Below are 17,028 nucleotides of genomic sequence, written 5' to 3'. Positions count from 1 at the left end.
GGGGCGGCCCACCCCCCCCCCCCCCGCCCCCCGCCGGGCGGGGGGGCGGCCGGCCGCGCCCCCCCCCCGGCCGTCAGCCGGCCAGGTGCGACCAGTCACCCTCCAGGTCCCGCCAGGTGCCCTGGGCCGCCACCGTGCCACCGAGCAGCACCACCACGTGATCGGCACGGACCAGCGCCGCCCGCTTCGCGGTCGAGCCGACCACTGTCACCCCGTGCGCCCGCAACGCCTGCCACAGCGCCAGCTCGGTGGTGACGTCCAGCGCCGACGACACGTCGTCGGCGACCAACAGTTCGGTACGCGGTGCCAGCGCCCGAGCCAGCGCCAACCGCTGCAACTGCCCGCCGGAGAGCCGGGTGCCCTTGTGCCCGATGAGCAGCCCCAACCCTCCGCCAGCGGCAGCCAGGTCGTGGTCGAGCTGCGCGGTGCTGACCGCCCCGGCCGCGTCCACCTGGTGCCCGAGCGCGATGTTGTCGGCCACCGTGCCGGAGAGCACCCGGGGCAACTGGCCGACGTAGCCGACCTGGTTGGGGCGCAGGAACAGCTCCGGTTCGGTGACCGGGTCGCCGTTCCAGGTCAGCTCACCGGTGTGGTGCACGATCCCGGCCAGCGCCCGCAACAGCGACGACTTGCCCGAGCCGACCGGCCCGACGACCAGCACCAGTTGACCGCGCCGCACGGTCAGGTCCACGTTGCGGACGGCGACCGTACCGTCGGAGTGCACCACCCCGAAGTCGCGCAGCTCCAGGTGGCGCAGCGGATGCCGGGGCGGCATGCTCGGCGCGGGCGCTGTCCCGGCGGCCAGGTCGACCGCCGGCACCCCCTCGGAGTACACGTTCGCCCCGGTCATCGCCACCGTGCGTCGGGTCCAGACCCGCGCCGACGGCAACTGGGAGATCAACGACGCTGTCGTCCAGGCGAACCAACGGGCCGCGCCCAGGGTGGAGACGGCCACCAGCACCGCCCCGGCGGAGAGCCCACCGCTCAGATAGAGCGCCCACGCGCCGATCGGCAACAGCCCGCTGGCCACCGACGGCGTGGAGCGCGACCACACCTGCACCGAGATCTCCCGCCGCTGCCGGTCGCTGCGCAGCGCGTCCAGGGCCGCCAGGTGGTGTAGCACCGCCGCGGTCGCACCGGCGAGCTTCACCGTCCGCGCCGCCGAGAGCGCGGAGACCAGCGCGGTGGCGAAGGCGGCCCGCGCCGCCACCGTCGCTCGGGCCGCGCGCTCCAGCGTCGGCCCGAACAGCGTCGCGGCCAGCCCGGAGACGACCATCGTGCCGAGGAAGAACAACGCCGGTACGACGCTGCCGGTGACCGCCGTCATGGCGACCACCAGGACCACCGCGACGGCCTGGTCCAGCACGTTGTCGGCGAGCTGCACCACCCGCTCGGTGTCGCCGCCCTGCGCCACCACCTCGGCCGGGGTGTGCGAGCTGACCCGGCGCGGCCCAGTCTGACCGTGCACCAGACGCAGGCCGATCCGCAGCATCTGCCGCACCCACCACTGGGGGAACCAGACATGGGTGTAGAACGGCACCGGCAGGGTGACCAGCAGCCCGGCCACGATCCCCACCGCCGGCAGGTACGGGTCGCCGGTCCCGTCGACCAGGTCGGCCCAGAGCCATGGCAGCACGGGACCGTCCAACCCCAGCAGGGTGACCACGAGGAACAGCCCGACCGCGGCTAGCCCGTACCGGGGATCGTTGGTGCAGAGCCGGGCGATCTCCCGCAGCGTCCGGGCCGGCGGCACCGGCGGCAGCGGCGGCGGATCGGCACGGGTCGGCGCGCCCAGCCCGCCCTGCTCTGCCCGCTCGCTCAGCTCTACCCGCCCGCCCAGGTCTGCCCGTTCGCCCAGGTCTGCCCGCTCGTCCCGATCTCTTCGCTCGCCCAACTCGATCCGCTCGGCCAGCTCGATCCGCTCGGCGGCCTCCACCGACGCGAGCGCCGGCCCGGTCGGCCAGGCGGCGGCCGGGTCGGGGCCGACCAGCAGGTCGATGCCGGCACCGCCGCGGCCGGTCGGCGCCGCTGCCGCGTACGCGGCGGCGTGACTGGTCGCCAGCAGTTCGGCGAAGCGCGTCGACGTCGCCAGCGGGCCGGCCTCGACCACCGCGCCGTCGGCCAGCACCACCACCTCGTCACAGCGGCGCACGGAGGAGAGGCGGTGGGCGATGACGATCCCGATCCGGTCGCGCAGCAGTCGTTCGGTGGCCCGCTGCACCCGTGCCTCGGTGACCGGGTCCAGCCGTGCGGTGGCCTCGTCGAGGATCACCACGTGCGGCTCCCGGACGAGGATCCGGGCGAAGGCCACCAGCTGCTCCTGACCGGCGGAGAGCACGTGCCCACCCTCCCCCAACCGGGTCGCCAGCCCGTCCGGCAGCTCGGCGATCCAGCCGGCGAGGCCCAGCTCGTCCAACGCCCGGGCGGCGGCGTCGAGTAACTCCGGGTCGAAGAGCGCGACGTTCTCGGCGAGCGTGCCGGCAAGGATCTCGGTGCGCTGCGGCACGAGTGCCACCCAGCGGCGCAACTGCTCGACGTCGAGGTCGCACAGGTCGGTGCCGCCGAGGAAGACCGTTCCGGGCGGCACGTCGACGGCCCTGGTGAGCACCTTTGCCAGAGTCGACTTGCCCGAGCCGGTGCGCCCGATCAGCGCGTACGAACGGCCGCGCGCGAAGGTGAGGCTGAGCCCGCGCAGCGCGGCCCCCCGGCCGCCCTCCTCGCCGCTCACCTGGTACCCGAACGTCAGATCACGGATGCGCAGATCACCCTCGGTCGGGCTGGCTCCGCCGACGGGCTCCTGCCGGGACTTCTGAAGCAACTGCACCCGGGCCCACGCGCCGAGGGCCTCCTGGATCTCGGGCACCATCCGGCTGACGTGCTCCGCGGTGGCCCCGAAGGCCAGAGCGAGCAGCCAGATGGCGGTGAGGCGGGCGGCGTCGACCCGGTCGGTGGCCAGCGCCCACGCCCCGCCGAGCACCACCACGCCGATGCCAGCCCGGATCGTCGCGGTGGCGGCCGTGGCCACCCGCGCGGACAACACCCAGACCACGCGGCCCCGGGACAGCACGGCGGCTGCCCGCTGGGCGTACAGGCGCAGCACGTAAGGCCGGGCCAGACTGGTCCGTACGTCATCCTGGCCGTGCACCGCCTCCTCCATCACCGCGGCCAGGTCCGACCAGGCCTCCTCCTCGGCCATCCGGGCCGGGCCGATCCGCGCCGTGGGCCGGCGCAGCCCGACCGCGAGCACCACCGTGAGCAGCAGCATCGCGACCCCCGCCGGCCACCACACGGCCAGCGCGACGACCATCGACAGCAGACCGACGCAGAGGCCCTGCGCGAGCCGGGTGCCCTGGTTACGCACCGCCGACGCCACCTGGTAGACGTCCCCGTCGATGCGGTCGAGCATCTCGCCCACCGGGGTGGTCTCCAGGGTGGGCAGGTCCTGCCCGAGGGCAATCCGGCAGAGCCGGCGGCGCACGTCAGCGGACCAGTCGGCGGTCAGGCCGGCCATCAGCAGGCTCACCGCGAGGTCGCTGAGCACCACGGCGACGAGCGCCGCGGCCAGCACGGTGAAGAAGGCGGCCGAGCGATGCACCAGCACCGCGCCCGCGAGCGCCGACGCGCCGGCCTGGCCGGCCGCGCCGAGCACGATCAGGACCGCCACCAATGTCATACGACGTGAAGAGGTGCCCCACAGATCACGGAGCAGGCGCATGGGTGTCCCCCCGGACGTGGTTGGCGGCGACCCCAGCGTGCCGGTACGGAGCAGGTCCACTCAACCGATTTACCGGCCCTGAGCAGGACCTCCGGTCAGGGCCGCACGACCCGACGGACGATGGCGATATGCCACCGCAGGTCGGAAATCGGCCAGCGGGCCTCTCGTCGGAGATCGCCCGAGGTGATCGACTCCGTATCGCCGACAGTGCGGTATCCCGTGCCGACGATGCCCCCATGTCGGGGACCTGGAGTTGACCATCCCCAAGCGGTCCGGTCCGGACACCGGAACGCCGGCGCATCGCGCGCCCGATGTCCGGTATCTGCCTCTATAAGCCGTGACGGGCGTCACAGGGTTGGTGGAATGGGGGCCGGCCCGGGGTCGTTACATACCCTGACGATCGCAGGACCACGGCCCTGCGCCCCCGCTCGCCGGGGGTTGGCAAGCCGCTCGGGGTTGGAATGCTGGGCCCCGCCCGGTCGTTACATCCCCACGGACGACCGCACCGGTTCGACGGGCCCCCGGAATGGCCCCGGCCCCTCGGTCGTTACAGCCCCCACGATCGAGGTTCGACGTGTGGATGGGCCGCCCCCGGAATGACCCCGGCCCGCCGGTCGTTACATCTGGACCCGGCGCCACGAGGCCCCGCCCGTAGGCCGCCGACGTTAAGACTTTCCCCCGTTTGTGCAGCGCCGGACGAGGTGCTCACACCCGCGCCACCGTCCCCCTGGTGGGTGGGTGTCCTTACCCCCGAAGGAGCTAACCCTCATGAACACGATCATTCGTAAGAGTGTGCTGTCTGTTGCTGGTCTCGCGTTCGCCGGTGGCGTCTTCGCCGGCCCGATCGCCCACGCCGCCACCCCGGTGGATGCCAAGCCGGTCGCGGTCGCCGTGCAGGCTGACAAGCCCGACACCGCCAAGCTGATCCCGCACGGCGTGCAGGGCGCCCAGTCGCACATCACCCTCAACGACGAGCAGACCGCCAACGTGAAGGCGATCATCGCCGCCACCAAGAAGGCCGGCCTGCCCGAGCGCGCCGCGGTCATCTCGATCGCGACGAGCCTGCAGGAGTCGAAGCTGGAGAACCTGGGCCACCTCGGTGACCGTAACGACCACGACTCGCTGGGCCTGTTCCAGCAGCGCCCGAGCTCGGGTTGGGGTACGCCGGAGCAGATCACCGACCCCGACTACTCCACCACCGCGTTCCTCAAGGGTTTGAAGCAGGTTGACGGTTGGCAGGACATGCCGCTGACCGACGCCGCGCAGACCGTGCAGGTCTCGGCCTACCCGGACGCCTACGCCCAGTGGGAGCAGCAGGCCGCCGACCTCGTCGGCCAGTACTGGAACAGCTGACCCCCCGCACGACACCGACCGCTGGCCGGCGCCCCCGAACACGGGGCGCCGGCCAGCGGCATGTCACCTCCAGATCTTGGACAGTTTCCGTTAGCAGGGCCCGCCCGGATAACGGAAACTGTCCAAGATCTGCTGATAGAGCCCAGCCACGGCGGCCAGGCCAGGCCAAGGGCCAGGCCAGGCCGAAGGCAACCCGCGCCCGGAGGGCTGACCCGCCTACGAGAGAGGTCGGCGGTTAGAAGAGGATTGTGGCGAGGGTGCCGATCGGCTGGAAACCGCAGCGCTCGTAGACCCGGCGGGCTGGCAGGTTGAAGTCGTTGACGTACAGGCTGACCGTGGGGGCGACCCGCAGCAGCGCGTCGCGGACCACGGCCGCCATGGCGGCGGCGGCGATGCCCCGGCCCCGCCACTCGGGCGCCACCCAGACTCCCTGGACCTGCGCGGTCCGCTTGGTCACGACGGCCAGTTCGGCCTTGAACACGACCTTGCCGTCGACGAACCGGGCGTACGCGCGGCCGGAGCGGACCAGGTCGTTGACCCTGCGGCGGTAGCTGCGTCCGGCGTCCTCGGCCAGCGGGGAGACGCCGACCTCCTCGGTGTACATCGCCACGGCTGCTGGAAAGAGTCGGTCGACCTCGCCGGAGCGGACCTGACGTACCTCCGGGTCGGCGGGGATGGCCGGCAGTGTCTCGGTGGCCAGCAGCGGCTGGTTGGGGCGGACGTCTCGCGCTGGCCCCCACGTGTCGGAGAGCCGGTCCCAGAGACCGAGGACGGCGTCAGCCCGGCCGACGATCGAGGAGCAGAGCCGCTCCTCCCCCGCGAGCAGGTCGGCGAAGGCCGCAACGGCGGCGTCGTTGGCGAGCACCGGGGTCAGGTTGCCGCCGAGCCAGCAGAGTGATTCGAGGTTGCGCCGCGCACCGTACCCCAGGATTCTGCCCTCGGCCCGCCACCAGGACAGCCCGCGCGCGGTGATCCGCTCAGCGACCTGCGCGCTCGCGAACGGGTCACGGTCAAGCAGGCGCTCGACCGCGCGTCGCTCTGATTCTCCCAGTTGCCGTACCGGCACCGTCAGCACGTGTACCAGCCTGCCAGATCGGAACCCCGCCCCGCCGGCCGAGTGGCGAGCCCGGCCTCAGACGGGCACGGGCTCGGCAGAAAGGCTGGTCGGCCGGGTACGGTCGGCCCACCGGACGACCGGGGGCACCAGGGCCCCGAGCAGGAGGAACAGCCCACCGAGCAGCAACCAGCCCGGTACACCCCAACCGAGTGCGAGGCTGGTCACGACGACTGGAGCGAGCATCTTGCCCAGCTCGTAGCCCATGCCGTAGGCCCCCTGGTACTGCCCCTGCGCGTCGGCGGGTGCCAGCCCGAAGGAGATTCCCCACCCGGCTGCCGAATGCCACAACTCCCCGATGACGTGCGCCAGTGACCCGCAGCAGAGCAGGGCGACGGCGGCCACTGTGGGCAGCGTCCCGCTGGCGGCGAAGAGTACGCAGGCCAGCGCGATGGCGACCCCGGCTCGGCGGGAGGCGCGGGCGGCTCCCGGCAGGGTGACGGCGCTGCGGGCGGCGCGTACCTGCAGGAGCACCACCAGCAGGGTGTTGACCAGCGTCAACCCGGAGATCATCCAGGCGGGTGCCCGGGTGTGCCCGGCGATCCACAGCGGCAGGGCGATGGTGAGCAGGCTGAAGTGCATGGACATCAGCCCGTCGAGCAGGGTGAAGGCGAGGAACGGGCGGTCCCGCAGGGCGATCAGGCGGGGGCCCTGGGTGGGGGCGGCGACCGGCGCGACGGTGGGCAGTCGGAGGAAGACCAGTGCCGCGCCCAGCGACGCGGCCGCCGCGGTCAGGATCAGCGCGACGTACCCGGTGCGGGTGTCGGCGGCGATGGCGAAGCCGCCGAGGACGGCGCCGACGGAGATGCCGACGTTGGTGGTTGCCCGCAGGTAGGCGCGGGTGTGCACCCGCTGGTCGGCGGGGATCGCGCCGGCGATCAGCGCGCCCCGGGCGCCGCGCTCGATCGCGTCGGCGAGTGCCGTGGCGGCGCCCACCACCAGGAAAGCGGCGAACGAGCGGACGGTGATCAGGCCGGCGGTCAGGGTGCCGGCGGCGATCAGCCCGCCGACCTGCGCGCCGCGCGGCCCGATGCGGTCGGCCAGGTAGCCGCTGGGCGCGCTGGCGAGTACGCCGACGAGCGCCGAGATGGTCAGCCCGACACCCACCTGGGTTGGCGATAGGCCGACCGACCGGGTGAGGAAGAGCGCGCTTGCGACCAGCCAGAGGCCCCGCCCGACGGTCTTGACCAGGGTGCCGAGGGTGAGGGTCCGGGCCGGGCCGGGTGGGGGAAGCAGTCGCATGCCCGGACTTTAACAAGACGTACGTACGGTTTGCAGTCCCTCCCCTGTCGGCGATGCATTGCCGATATATCGTTGATGCATCAGCGATAGTTACAGGAAGGATCGGACATGAGATTCCATCGACAGCACCACCCGATGCACGAGGCCCGGATGCGGGGCTTCGGTTTCCCGCCGGTCCCGCCCGGTCCGCCCGGCCACGGCCACGGCGGCCCGTGGGGCGGCCGCGGCCGTGGACGGGGTCGAGGCCGCCGTCCCAACGTTCGGGGCGCCGTGCTGGCCCTGCTCACTGAGCGGCCGATGCACGGCTACGAGATGATCCAGGAGATCGACTCCCGCACCGGCGGTGCGTGGCGCCCGAGCCCCGGCTCGATCTACCCCACCCTCCAACTCCTGGAGGACGAGGGCGTGATCGTCGCCAGCACCGAGGAGTCCGGCGGCGGGCGGAAGCGGTTCACGGTCACCGAGGCGGGTCAGGCGGAGGCCACCGCGGCCGCGCAGACCCCGCCGTGGGCGGACGTCGCCCAGGGCACGGTGAGCAGTTGGCACGACATCCGCGACTCCGGCGCCCAGGCGATGAACGCCCTGCGTCAGGTGATGATGAACGGCACCGACGACCAGCGTGAGCGGGCCGCCCAGGTGCTCGACGAGACCCGGCGCAAGCTGTACGCGATCCTCGCCGAATCCGAGTGACGCGCGGCAGCACCGCACAGGAAAGCGGCCGTCTCCCCCTCGGGGAAGACGGCCGCTTTTTCCAAATGGAAAATCAGTGCACGGTGACGGTCGGGCCGGTGACCAGCCCGCGCAGCTCCTCGGGAAGCTCGGCGCCCATCTCGTCGGCGATCCGCAGCGCCTCCTCGATCAGCGTCTCCACGATCTGCGCCTCGGGCACCGTCTTGACGACCTTGCCCTTGACGAAGATCTGGCCCTTGCCGTTGCCGGAGGCGACGCCGAGGTCGGCCTCACGGGCTTCGCCCGGGCCGTTGACGACGCAGCCCATGACGGCGACCCGCAGCGGCACCGGCAGCCCTTCCAGGCCGGCGGTGACCTCCTCGGCGAGCTTGTAGACGTCCACCTGGGCCCGCCCGCAGGACGGGCAGGAGACGATCTCCAGGCCGCGTTCGCGCAGGCCCAGCGACTCCAGGATCTGGTTGCCGACCTTGATCTCCTCCACCGGCGGGGCGGAGAGCGACACCCGGATGGTGTCGCCGATGCCCTCGGCGAGCAGCGCGCCGAAGGCGACCGCCGACTTGATGGTGCCCTGGAAGGCCGGGCCGGCCTCGGTGACACCCAGGTGCAGCGGGTAGTCGCACTGCTCGGCCAGCTGCCGGTACGCGCGGATCATCACGACCGGGTCGTTGTGCTTGACCGAGATCTTGATGTCGCGGAACCCGTGCTCCTCGAACAGCGAGCACTCCCACAGCGCCGACTCGACGAGCGCCTCGGCGGTGGCCTTGCCGTACTTGGCCAGCAGCCGCTTGTCCAGTGAGCCCGCGTTGACGCCGATCCGGATCGGCGTACCGGCGGCGGAGGCCGCTGCCGCGATCTCCTTGACCTTGTCGTCGAACTGGCGGATGTTGCCCGGGTTGACCCGGACCGCCGCGCAGCCGGCGTCGATGGCGGCGAAGACGTACTTCGGCTGGAAGTGGATGTCGGCGATCACCGGGATCTGCGACTTCTTGGCGATCGCGGGCAGCGCCTCGACGTCGTCCTGGGACGGCACCGCCACCCGGACGATCTGGCAGCCGGACGCGGTCAGCTCGGCGATCTGCTGGAGGGTCGCGTTGACGTCGGAGGTGAGGGTCGTGGTCATCGACTGCACGGACACCGGCGCACCGCCGCCCACGGGGACCGAACCGACCATGATCTGGCGGCTGGCCCGGCGGGGAGCGAGCGGCGGGGGCGGCGCGGCGGGCATACCGAGACTGATTGCGGTCACTTCAGGCACTCACCTTGAGAAGAGCGTGATCGGGTTGACGACATCCGCGGCGATGGTCAGCAGCGTGAACGCGCCACCGATCAGGATCACCACGTACGTGAAGGGCATCAGTTTGAGGTAGTCGACCCGGCCCGGATCGGCCCGGCCGATCCGAGCGTAGACCCACGAGCGGACCCGTTCGAACCAGGCGACGGCGATGTGGCCGCCGTCCACCGGGAGCAGCGGCAGCAGGTTGAACACACCGATGAAGAAGTTCAGCGACACGAAGAGCATGAAGAAGACCAGCCAGGCGTTGTTCTCCACAGCCTCGCCGCCGAGCCGGCTGGCGCCGACCACGCTGATCGGGGTGTCGATGTCCCGCTCGCCACCGGTGAGGGCGGTCCACAGGGCGGGGACCTTCTGCGGGAGGCGTTGCAGTGCCTGGGCGGTGCCGACGGCCAGCTGGCCGGTGAAGTCGGCGGTGGCTCCGAAGGCGCCGACCGGCCCGTACGTCACGCGGGTCGGGGTGCTGGGGACGAGGCCGACGCCGAGTGCGGCCACCGGCGCGGCGGCGCCGGTCGGGTTGTCCAGCGGCGGGCGCTGGGTCTGCGCGAGCACCGTGCTGGTGTTGCCCGGCTGCCCGTCGCGGACGTACTGGATCTGCGCGGTGTCACCCGGCTTGAGGTTGCGCAGGGTGGTGAGCAGGTCGCCGTAGTTGGCGATCGGCGTCCCGTTGATCGCGGTGATCCGGTCGCCGTCGCGCAGTTGCGCCTGGGCGGCGGGGCTCGCGGCGTCGGCGGGGGTGCACGCCCGCGCGGCGTTCTCCGGCACCACGCACTCGCTGAGCTGGATGACCGCGGGCTCCTGGCGGGCCTGCGCGTCGGTGGTCGGGAAGTCCGGGTTGGGCAGGCCGGCGGAGACGGCGAGGATCCAGATGGTGATCAGGGCGAGCGCGAAGTGCGTGATCGACCCGGCGGCCATCACGATCGTCCGCTTCCAGACCGGGTAGCGCCACATCACCCGCGACTCGTCGCCCGGCTCGACGTCGTCGTCCTGCGGGGTCATCCCGACGATCTTGCAGAAGCCGCCGAGGGGGATGCCCTTGAGGCCGTACTCGGTCTCACCTCGCTTGAACGACCAGATGGTGGGGCCGAAGCCGACGAAGTACTTGGTGACCTTCATCCCGAATGCCTTGGCGGTGAGCAGGTGCCCCGCCTCGTGCAGACTCACCGAGATGAGGATGGCCAGGGCGAAGAGAACCACCCCGAGCAGGTACGACATCAAGCTCCTTCCACCGAACCCGCGATGATCTCCTGCGCGTGCGCGCGTGCCCACGACTCAGCCGCGAGCACGTCCTCGACGGTACCTGGTTCGGCGAAGTCCGGAGCGTCCTCCAACACGCGTTGCAGGGTGTCGACGATGCCGAGGAACGGCAGCCGGCCCGCCACGAACGCCGCCACGCACTCCTCGTTCGCCGCGTTGTAGATCGCCGGGCGGCTGCGCCCGGCCTCCCCCGCGGCCTTCGCGAGGGCGACGGCCGGGAACGCCTCGTCGTCCAGCGGCGCGAACTCCCAGGTGTGCGCGGCCGTCCAGTCGACCGCGGCGGCGGCCTCGGGCACCCGGTCCGGCCAGCCGATGCCGAGGGCGATCGGCAGCCGCATGTCCGGTGGGCTGGCCTGGGCGATCGTCGAGCCGTCGACGAACTCGACCATCGAGTGGATCACCGACTGGGGGTGCACCATGACGGTAATGTCGGCATACGGCACGTCGAACAGCTCGTGCGCCTCGATCACCTCCAGGGCCTTGTTGACCATGGTCGCGGAGTTGATCGTGACGACCGGACCCATGTTCCAGGTCGGGTGCGCGAGGGCCTGCTCGGGTGTGACCTGCATCAACTCGTCGCGGCCCCGACCCCGGAACGGGCCGCCGCTGGCCGTGACGATCAACCGCCGCACCTCACCGCGCGTCCCGGACCGCAGGCACTGGGCCAACGCCGAATGCTCCGAGTCGACCGGGACGACCTGCCCCGGCCGCGTCACCGCGGCCTTGACCAGCGGGCCGCCGGCCACGAGCGACTCCTTGTTGGCCAACGCGAGAGTACGGCCACAGCGCAGCGCGGCCAGCGTAGGAGCGAGGCCCAGCGAGCCGACCACCCCGTTGAGCACGATGTCGCACGGCCACTGGGCCAGCTCGGTCATCGCGTCGGGGCCGGCCACGATCTTGGGAAGCTTGAAGTCGCCGGTGGCCCACCCGCGCCGGCTCGCCTCGGCATAGAACGCGAGCTGGAGATCCTGCGCGGCGGACGCCTTCGCCACCCCGACCGCCTCGACACCCAACTCCAGGGCCTGCGCGGCGAGCAGTTCGACGTTGCCGCCGCCCGCACCGACCGCGACCACCCGGAACCGGTCCGGGTTACGCCGAACGATGTCGATGGCCTGCGTGCCGATCGAACCGGTGGACCCGAGCAGGACGAGGTCGCGGGGGGAAGTCACCCGGCCATTCTTCCCCACCCCCGCTGCACGCCCGCTGGGAGCCTCAGCCCTCCCCGCCCACCTGCGGATCGACGGCCACCTCCGGCCGATGATCGACTCCAGATCGCCGACATGGGGGCATCCCCGGTCGTGGACACCCCCACATCGCCGAAACGGTGTCGATCAAGCGGTCGCCCTCAGCCCTCTCGCTGGGGGATCAACCCTCGGCGGCCGGCTCCTCCGGCAACGCTTCCTCGCCGAGCAGGTCGGCCGGATCGAGGGAGAACTCGAACGGCTCGCGCATGACGAACCGGGTCCCGGCCGCAGCAGCAGCCACCGGCCGGTATTCCCCCTCGGTCAGCTCGTACAACGCGAGGGTTGGCACCCGATTCCGCAGGTCGACACGGAGGAAATAGGGCACGCCCGCGGCGGCGTACTCACGCGGTCGGTCAATGATGTCCTTGCGTCGATTTCCGGGAGAGACGATTTCACCGAGAAGCACGGCATGCCTGATGTCCATCGTTGTTCTGCCGCCGCCCGGAGCATCGAGAATGACGATGTCCGGGATGAAGAGATCCTCGCCCGAGACGACGTTCGCCTCCAGGTAGAGCCACAGCTTGGCGCGGCGGGCTGCCTGCTTGAGGAGATAGGCGAGATCAAGCTCCGCGTCCTGATGGTCATACCCGGCATGTGGTGTCACGATCACGCTTCCGCTCAGGACCTCAACCTTGGGGCCGTTGGTCTCCGGCAACAGGTCGAGGGCGAGCTGCGCGGTCCACGGCTCGTCGCGCCACCGCAGCACGTCGAATGACGGCTCGGTGTGCTGCGGCGCCGGCTCGAACGCTGCCTGGGCCATCCGGGCTCACCCCCTCAGCGGGACATTCTGCTCAGCTCAGCCTAGCCACCGCAGCCCGCACGACGCGTCACCGCACACCGAGTCCGCCACCGAAGACGAATGGACTGCGACAACAGAAATGCTCGCGCGGCTCGCGCAGATCCTGGACAGTTTCCGTCATCGCGAGGCTGGCTGACACCGTGAACTCGACGAAGGCGGTCCAGGGCGAGGGGGTGAAGGTCAGCGCCGTGGCCGTGGCGCTACGCGATTCGCTCGGTCACCTCGCCGTCGTCGACTCCTGCGCGGCGACGCCCGACGATGGTCGACTCCAGATCGCCGATATCGGGGTATCCCCGGCGCTGGGACACCCCGATATCGGCGAAACGGTGTTGATCAAGGGAAAAGCGGGTGACCGAGGGCCGCCGGAGCGGCCCTCGGTCCGGACTAGCCGCCGTTGATGACGAACTGCGAGCCGGGCTGGACGACGATGTTGCCGTCGGCCGAGTTGGTGATGGTCACGTTCGTGAGGTTGGCGTTGCCGCGCGCACCGCCCATCGCGAGGATGCCGGCACCGTTGTTCGACCTGTCGATCCGTACGTTGGTGATGGCGACGTTCGGCATGTTGCCACCACCGTTCTTGAACTGGATCCCGTCGTACGTCGAGTCGACGATCTCGGTGTCCCGGATGGTGACGCCGACGATGTCCCTGGTCGCGGGGAAGAGGGTGATGGCACCGAACTCCTGGTCCTCGTTCCAGAACGCGCCGCCGGTGCGGTAGAGCCCGTTGTTGGCGATCAGCGTCGTCCCGGAGAAGGGCAGCGGGTCGTGGTCGGTCGCCAGCATGATGCCCGGGTAGTTCGCGGTGTCGTAGATCAGGTTGTTCTCGATCGAGTTGTCGTAGCCGCCGTAGATGGCGATGCCGTTCGCCCGCCAGGGCAACTGGATGGTGTTGTTGACGAAGTGGTTGTCGTGCGCGATGTCGACGCTGCGGTCCTTGACGTACGGGTTGGCCCAGACGGCAAGCGCGTCGTCACCGGTGGTCCGGAAGGACGAGTTGAACACCCGCGAGTTGCGCGTGCCGTTGCTGAAGTTGATGCCGTCGGCGTACGTGTTGCGGATCCGCATGCCGTTGAACTCCAGCCCGTCGGCCGGCCCCCACAGGTCGGGGATGTTGTCGTAGTCGCGACCGACCCAGACACCCACGTTGGCGTGCTCGATCCAGACGTTGCTGATCCGGGTGCCGGTGCCGAACCGGCCGTTCAGACCGACGCCGCCCTCGGCGTTGCCGTCACCGCCACGGATCCGACCCGAGCCGAAGATGGCGATGTCGGAGATCTGGGTGTTCTTGTCGATGTCGAAGCCGAAGTTGCCCTCGTGCGGGTGGTTGATGCCGCCCGCGTTCTGCGGCTCGGTGAGCGTGTAGAGCTGCGAGTGCCACATCCCGGCGCCCCGGATGGTGACGTTGCTGATGCCGACCTGGTTGTGCGTACCCCGGTTCAGCGGGTCGTCGGTCAGGATCTTCTGCTCCTGCCGCCACTGCCCGGCGGGGATCCAGACGCAGCTGATGACGCCGTTCTGGTCGTCGGTCACGGCCCGCTGGATGGCGGCGGTGTCGTCGAGCCCGTCGTTCGGGACCGCGCCGTACGCGGTGATCGACGTGCAGCCGGCCGGCTGGCTCGCCGCCGGTGCCACCTGCTCCAGGTCGATCATGTCGATGACGTAGAACGAGGCGGTGTCACCCGAGTCGCGCTGCAACTTGAACCGGGTGCCGGCGGGGTACAACTGCGCCAGCAGCGCGTTCGACTCGTCGAACAACCGCCGGGCGTCGGCCTGTGGCGTGTTGGTCAACGACTCCGGCTGGTCGCTGTTGCCGTAGAGCCAACTGTGGCGCGACGACAGGGTCAGCTTCCGGGAGAAGACGTCGTTGACGTAGAGGCTGATTGTCGCCTCGATGCCGCCGCCACCGGGAGCGTCCGGGATGGAGTTGCGCACCACGATCGAGTTGGCCTGGTTGGTGGAGGTGAACTCGACGAACTGGCCGGTGCTGTTCAGGCGTACCGACTTGCGACCCGAGGACTCGGTGGCGAAGTTGGTGTGCCCGAAGGTGCGCAGCGGGTCGGTCTCCAACAGCGTGCCCTGGTAGCGGGCGGCCTCCGCCTCGTAGGAGACGTACGGGACCGCGGCCCCCCGCCCGACCACGATCGACTGGCTGAGGGTGTTGTTGGTCTCGTTGGTCTCGGTCACCGCGTTGGTGGCGTCGGCGGTGGCGGTGATGGTGGCGCCGCCGCTGGTGGCGGTCCAGCTGCCGGTGACGGCGACGGTGACCGTCGCGCCGGCCGCGATCGAGGCGGTGGTGGTGTTGAGGGTGGTGCCGCCCACCACCAGCCGGGTGACAGTGGTCGCGCCGGTCGCGGTGGTGCCGCGGTTGCGGACCGACACGGTGAAGGTGACGGACGCCCCGACGGCCGGGTTCGGCGGGTTGGAGGCGATGCTCAGCACCTGTAGGTCCGGGCCGGGAGCCTGCGCGACCACCAGCGGCGACGGCGCGGTGAAGCTGTTGTTGCCGTTGTTCTGCTCGACGATCGTGTTCGCCGGGTCGACCACCGCCGCAACGGCGTAGCTGCCCATCGGTCGCGTACCGGCGTTGAACGACACGGTGGTCGACGCGCCCGCGCCGAGCGCGCCCACCGTGGCGCTGCCGACGACCGTGCCGGCCAGGCTGAAGTTCACCGTGGTCGCTCCGGCAGCGGCGGACCCGACGTTCTGCACGACGGCCGAGAGCGTGACCGGGCTGACCTCGCTGGGTGACGTCGGCGACCAGGTCAGCGAGCTGATGACCAGGTCCGGGTTGGGTGCCGGGGTGCCACACACCTCAAGCTCGGCCACCTGGCCGGATGGGGCGCCGGTGTTGCCGGTGAACCGCAACTGCACGTCCGCGGTGGTCGCGGTGACCGGGATGCTCACCACGTTGACGCCCTGGACGAACTGGTAACTCGCCGCCGACACCAGGTTGGTGTACGCGGACGAGGCCTGGTCGCGGCCGAGGACCTGGATGGTCTGGGTACGGGTGCCCCAGGCCGGGTCCGGGTTGAGTTTGACGGTGACGCCGGAGATGGCATGGTTCGCGCCCAGCGCCACGGTCAGGTTCTGCGGGTAGCTGGCCGCGCCCTCCCAGTACGTGCCGAGCTGCCCGTCGTTCGCCTTCTCGGGGGTGAAGGTGAAGGTGGAGCCGCTCGCCGTCATGCTCTTGCCCTGCGCCACGTTGGTGCAGGGCGGCGGGTTGCTACCGGTCCGGGTCACCGTATTGCTGTTACCGGACAGGTTGCCCGCGCCGTCGCGGGCACGGACGTAGTACGACACGGTGGCCGTCGCCGGCTGGGTGTCCTGGTAGGTGAGCACCGTGCCCAGCGTCGCGATCAGGCTGCCGTTGCGGTAGACGTCGTAGCCGGCCAGCCCGCTGCCACCGGAGTCGGTCGAGGCGCCCCAGTTGAGGGTGATCGTGCTGCCCGACGTGCTCTGCGACAGCGTCCCCGGGACACTCGGCGCGGTGGTGTCACCGCTGGTGGCGCCGCCGTACACCTCCAGCTCGGAGAGTTGCCCGGCCGGCCAGCCGCTGTTGGCGGTGATGGTGATCCGCACATAGCGGGTGGCGGCCTGGTTGACGTTGATCGTGACCGTGCTGCCGCTCGCCGGGTTGAACGTGTACGTCTGCGACGCGACCAGGTCGGTGAACGACGACCCGTTGGCGCTGCCCCGCACGCTCAACGTCTGCGTCCGGGTCGCCCAACCGGCGGTCGGCAGCTTCAGCACGACCTGGTTGACGGTCTGCGACGAGCCGAGATCGACCTGCACCCACTGGGGGAAGGAGTTGTTGACGCTCTCCCAGTAGCTGCCCGCGTTGCCGTCGACGACCCTCGACGAGTCGTAGACGTCGGCGTGGCCGCTCTCCTGGGTGGGGCGGCCCTGGGCGAGGTTGGTGGCCGCCAGGGCGAAGCTGGCGCCCGGTGCGGCCGCCACGTCGGCGGGGCGGGCGGCACTGGCCGGGTTCGCGAGGGCGGTGACCCCTGCGGTGGCGATCAGCGTGGCCGCGGCTGTCGCCGCCACCATCCGGAACAGATTCGTTCGTCTCATCACTGTCCTTGTCGTCGGGGACGGGTGCGGTGAGGGGGGCCGGCGCCGAGGGATGCGAGGAAGACGGGGTACGGGTGGCGCGGGGGCGCCACCCGCCCTGGGACACCAGGTGGGTACGACCATCAACGGACCCCTCTCAGGGGTCCGTTGAATCTTCCGGGGTAGTGCGCGGAATCGCGCATGTGTTTGTCGAAATCTTGCGCGACTTTGGCCAAAGGTTACTGACGTGCTACGAGAGCGTCAACACTTCGA

11 protein-coding genes are annotated in these 17,028 nt (G+C 70.8%); 3 read left to right on the top strand and 8 right to left on the bottom strand.

Annotated features, from left to right (window positions below):
* Nucleotides 1-73: 73 nt before the first annotated feature.
* Entirely contained in the window at nt 74-3,715 is a 3,642-nt protein-coding gene (locus ABZ808_RS26770; protein ID WP_357011603.1) for an ABC transporter ATP-binding protein/permease, read from the bottom strand.
* Nucleotides 3,716-4,483: 768 nt separating this feature from the next.
* Between ABZ808_RS26770 and ABZ808_RS26765 the strand changes: the two genes are divergently transcribed.
* Nucleotides 4,484-5,068, top strand: coding sequence for a hypothetical protein (locus ABZ808_RS26765; protein ID WP_357011601.1), 585 nt, complete (start codon nt 4,484-4,486; stop codon nt 5,066-5,068).
* Nucleotides 5,069-5,303: 235 nt separating this feature from the next.
* Here ABZ808_RS26765 and ABZ808_RS26760 read toward each other — a convergent pair whose 3' ends face one another.
* A complete protein-coding gene (locus ABZ808_RS26760) occupies nt 5,304-6,143 on the bottom strand; it encodes a GNAT family N-acetyltransferase (protein ID WP_357011599.1) in 840 nt (279 codons plus the stop codon).
* 57 nt (nt 6,144-6,200) lie between these two features.
* On the bottom strand, nt 6,201-7,424 hold the full coding sequence (locus tag ABZ808_RS26755) for an MFS transporter (RefSeq protein WP_357011597.1): 1,224 nt from the start codon (nt 7,422-7,424) through the stop codon (nt 6,201-6,203).
* Between the two features lie 108 nt (nt 7,425-7,532).
* Here ABZ808_RS26755 and ABZ808_RS26750 point away from each other — a divergent pair, with 108 nt between their 5' ends.
* Nucleotides 7,533-8,114, top strand: a complete 582-nt coding sequence (locus tag ABZ808_RS26750; protein ID WP_357011595.1) for a PadR family transcriptional regulator — start codon at nt 7,533-7,535, stop codon at nt 8,112-8,114.
* A 73-nt stretch (nt 8,115-8,187) separates the two neighbouring features.
* Here ABZ808_RS26750 and ispG read toward each other — a convergent pair whose 3' ends face one another.
* From ispG to ABZ808_RS26730, 4 genes are all read right to left on the bottom strand, one after another.
* Complete coding sequence (gene ispG / locus ABZ808_RS26745; RefSeq protein ID WP_357011593.1) at nt 8,188-9,360, bottom strand: flavodoxin-dependent (E)-4-hydroxy-3-methylbut-2-enyl-diphosphate synthase; 1,173 nt, start codon at nt 9,358-9,360, stop codon at nt 8,188-8,190.
* 9 nt (nt 9,361-9,369) lie between these two features.
* Complete coding sequence (locus tag ABZ808_RS26740; RefSeq protein WP_357011591.1) at nt 9,370-10,620, bottom strand: site-2 protease family protein; 1,251 nt, start codon at nt 10,618-10,620, stop codon at nt 9,370-9,372.
* Nucleotides 10,620-11,831: a 1-deoxy-D-xylulose-5-phosphate reductoisomerase gene (gene dxr, locus ABZ808_RS26735; RefSeq protein ID WP_357011589.1), complete on the bottom strand. Its 1,212-nt coding sequence runs from the start codon at nt 11,829-11,831 to the stop codon at nt 10,620-10,622. Before dxr ends, ABZ808_RS26740 begins: the two co-directional genes overlap by 1 nt.
* A 196-nt stretch (nt 11,832-12,027) precedes the next feature.
* Entirely contained in the window at nt 12,028-12,666 is a 639-nt protein-coding gene (locus ABZ808_RS26730) for a Uma2 family endonuclease (protein WP_357011587.1), read from the bottom strand.
* 179 nt (nt 12,667-12,845) lie between these two features.
* Between ABZ808_RS26730 and ABZ808_RS26725 the strand changes: the two genes are divergently transcribed.
* A complete protein-coding gene (locus tag ABZ808_RS26725) occupies nt 12,846-13,103 on the top strand; it encodes a hypothetical protein (protein WP_357011585.1) in 258 nt (85 codons plus the stop codon).
* Here the strand turns inward: ABZ808_RS26725 and ABZ808_RS26720 are convergent.
* Nucleotides 13,090-16,776, bottom strand: a complete 3,687-nt coding sequence (locus ABZ808_RS26720) for a CARDB domain-containing protein (protein ID WP_357011583.1) — start codon at nt 16,774-16,776, stop codon at nt 13,090-13,092. The two genes, ABZ808_RS26725 and ABZ808_RS26720, sit on opposite strands and share 14 nt — an antisense overlap.
* Nucleotides 16,777-17,028: the final 252 nt, after the last annotated feature.

The sequence above is a fragment of the Micromonospora sp. NPDC047527 genome, assembly GCF_040643015.1.
Lineage (GTDB): Bacteria > Actinomycetota > Actinomycetes > Mycobacteriales > Micromonosporaceae > Micromonospora.
This window is presented reverse-complemented; position numbering and strand designations above follow the sequence as displayed.

What these genes read in the sequence shown, in the direction of transcription:
- ABZ808_RS26720 (WP_357011583.1), bottom strand. Translation starts at nt 16,776, where the DNA reads ATGAGACGAACGAATCTGTTCCGGATGGTGGCGGCGACAGCCGCGGCC.
- ABZ808_RS26770 (WP_357011603.1), bottom strand. Translation starts at nt 3,715, where the DNA reads ATGCGCCTGCTCCGTGATCTGTGGGGCACCTCTTCACGTCGTATGACA.
- ABZ808_RS26765 (WP_357011601.1), top strand. Translation starts at nt 4,484, where the DNA reads ATGAACACGATCATTCGTAAGAGTGTGCTGTCTGTTGCTGGTCTCGCG.
- ABZ808_RS26750 (WP_357011595.1), top strand. Translation starts at nt 7,533, where the DNA reads ATGAGATTCCATCGACAGCACCACCCGATGCACGAGGCCCGGATGCGG.
- ABZ808_RS26755 (WP_357011597.1), bottom strand. Translation starts at nt 7,424, where the DNA reads ATGCGACTGCTTCCCCCACCCGGCCCGGCCCGGACCCTCACCCTCGGC.
- ABZ808_RS26740 (WP_357011591.1), bottom strand. Translation starts at nt 10,620, where the DNA reads ATGTCGTACCTGCTCGGGGTGGTTCTCTTCGCCCTGGCCATCCTCATC.
- ABZ808_RS26730 (WP_357011587.1), bottom strand. Translation starts at nt 12,666, where the DNA reads ATGGCCCAGGCAGCGTTCGAGCCGGCGCCGCAGCACACCGAGCCGTCA.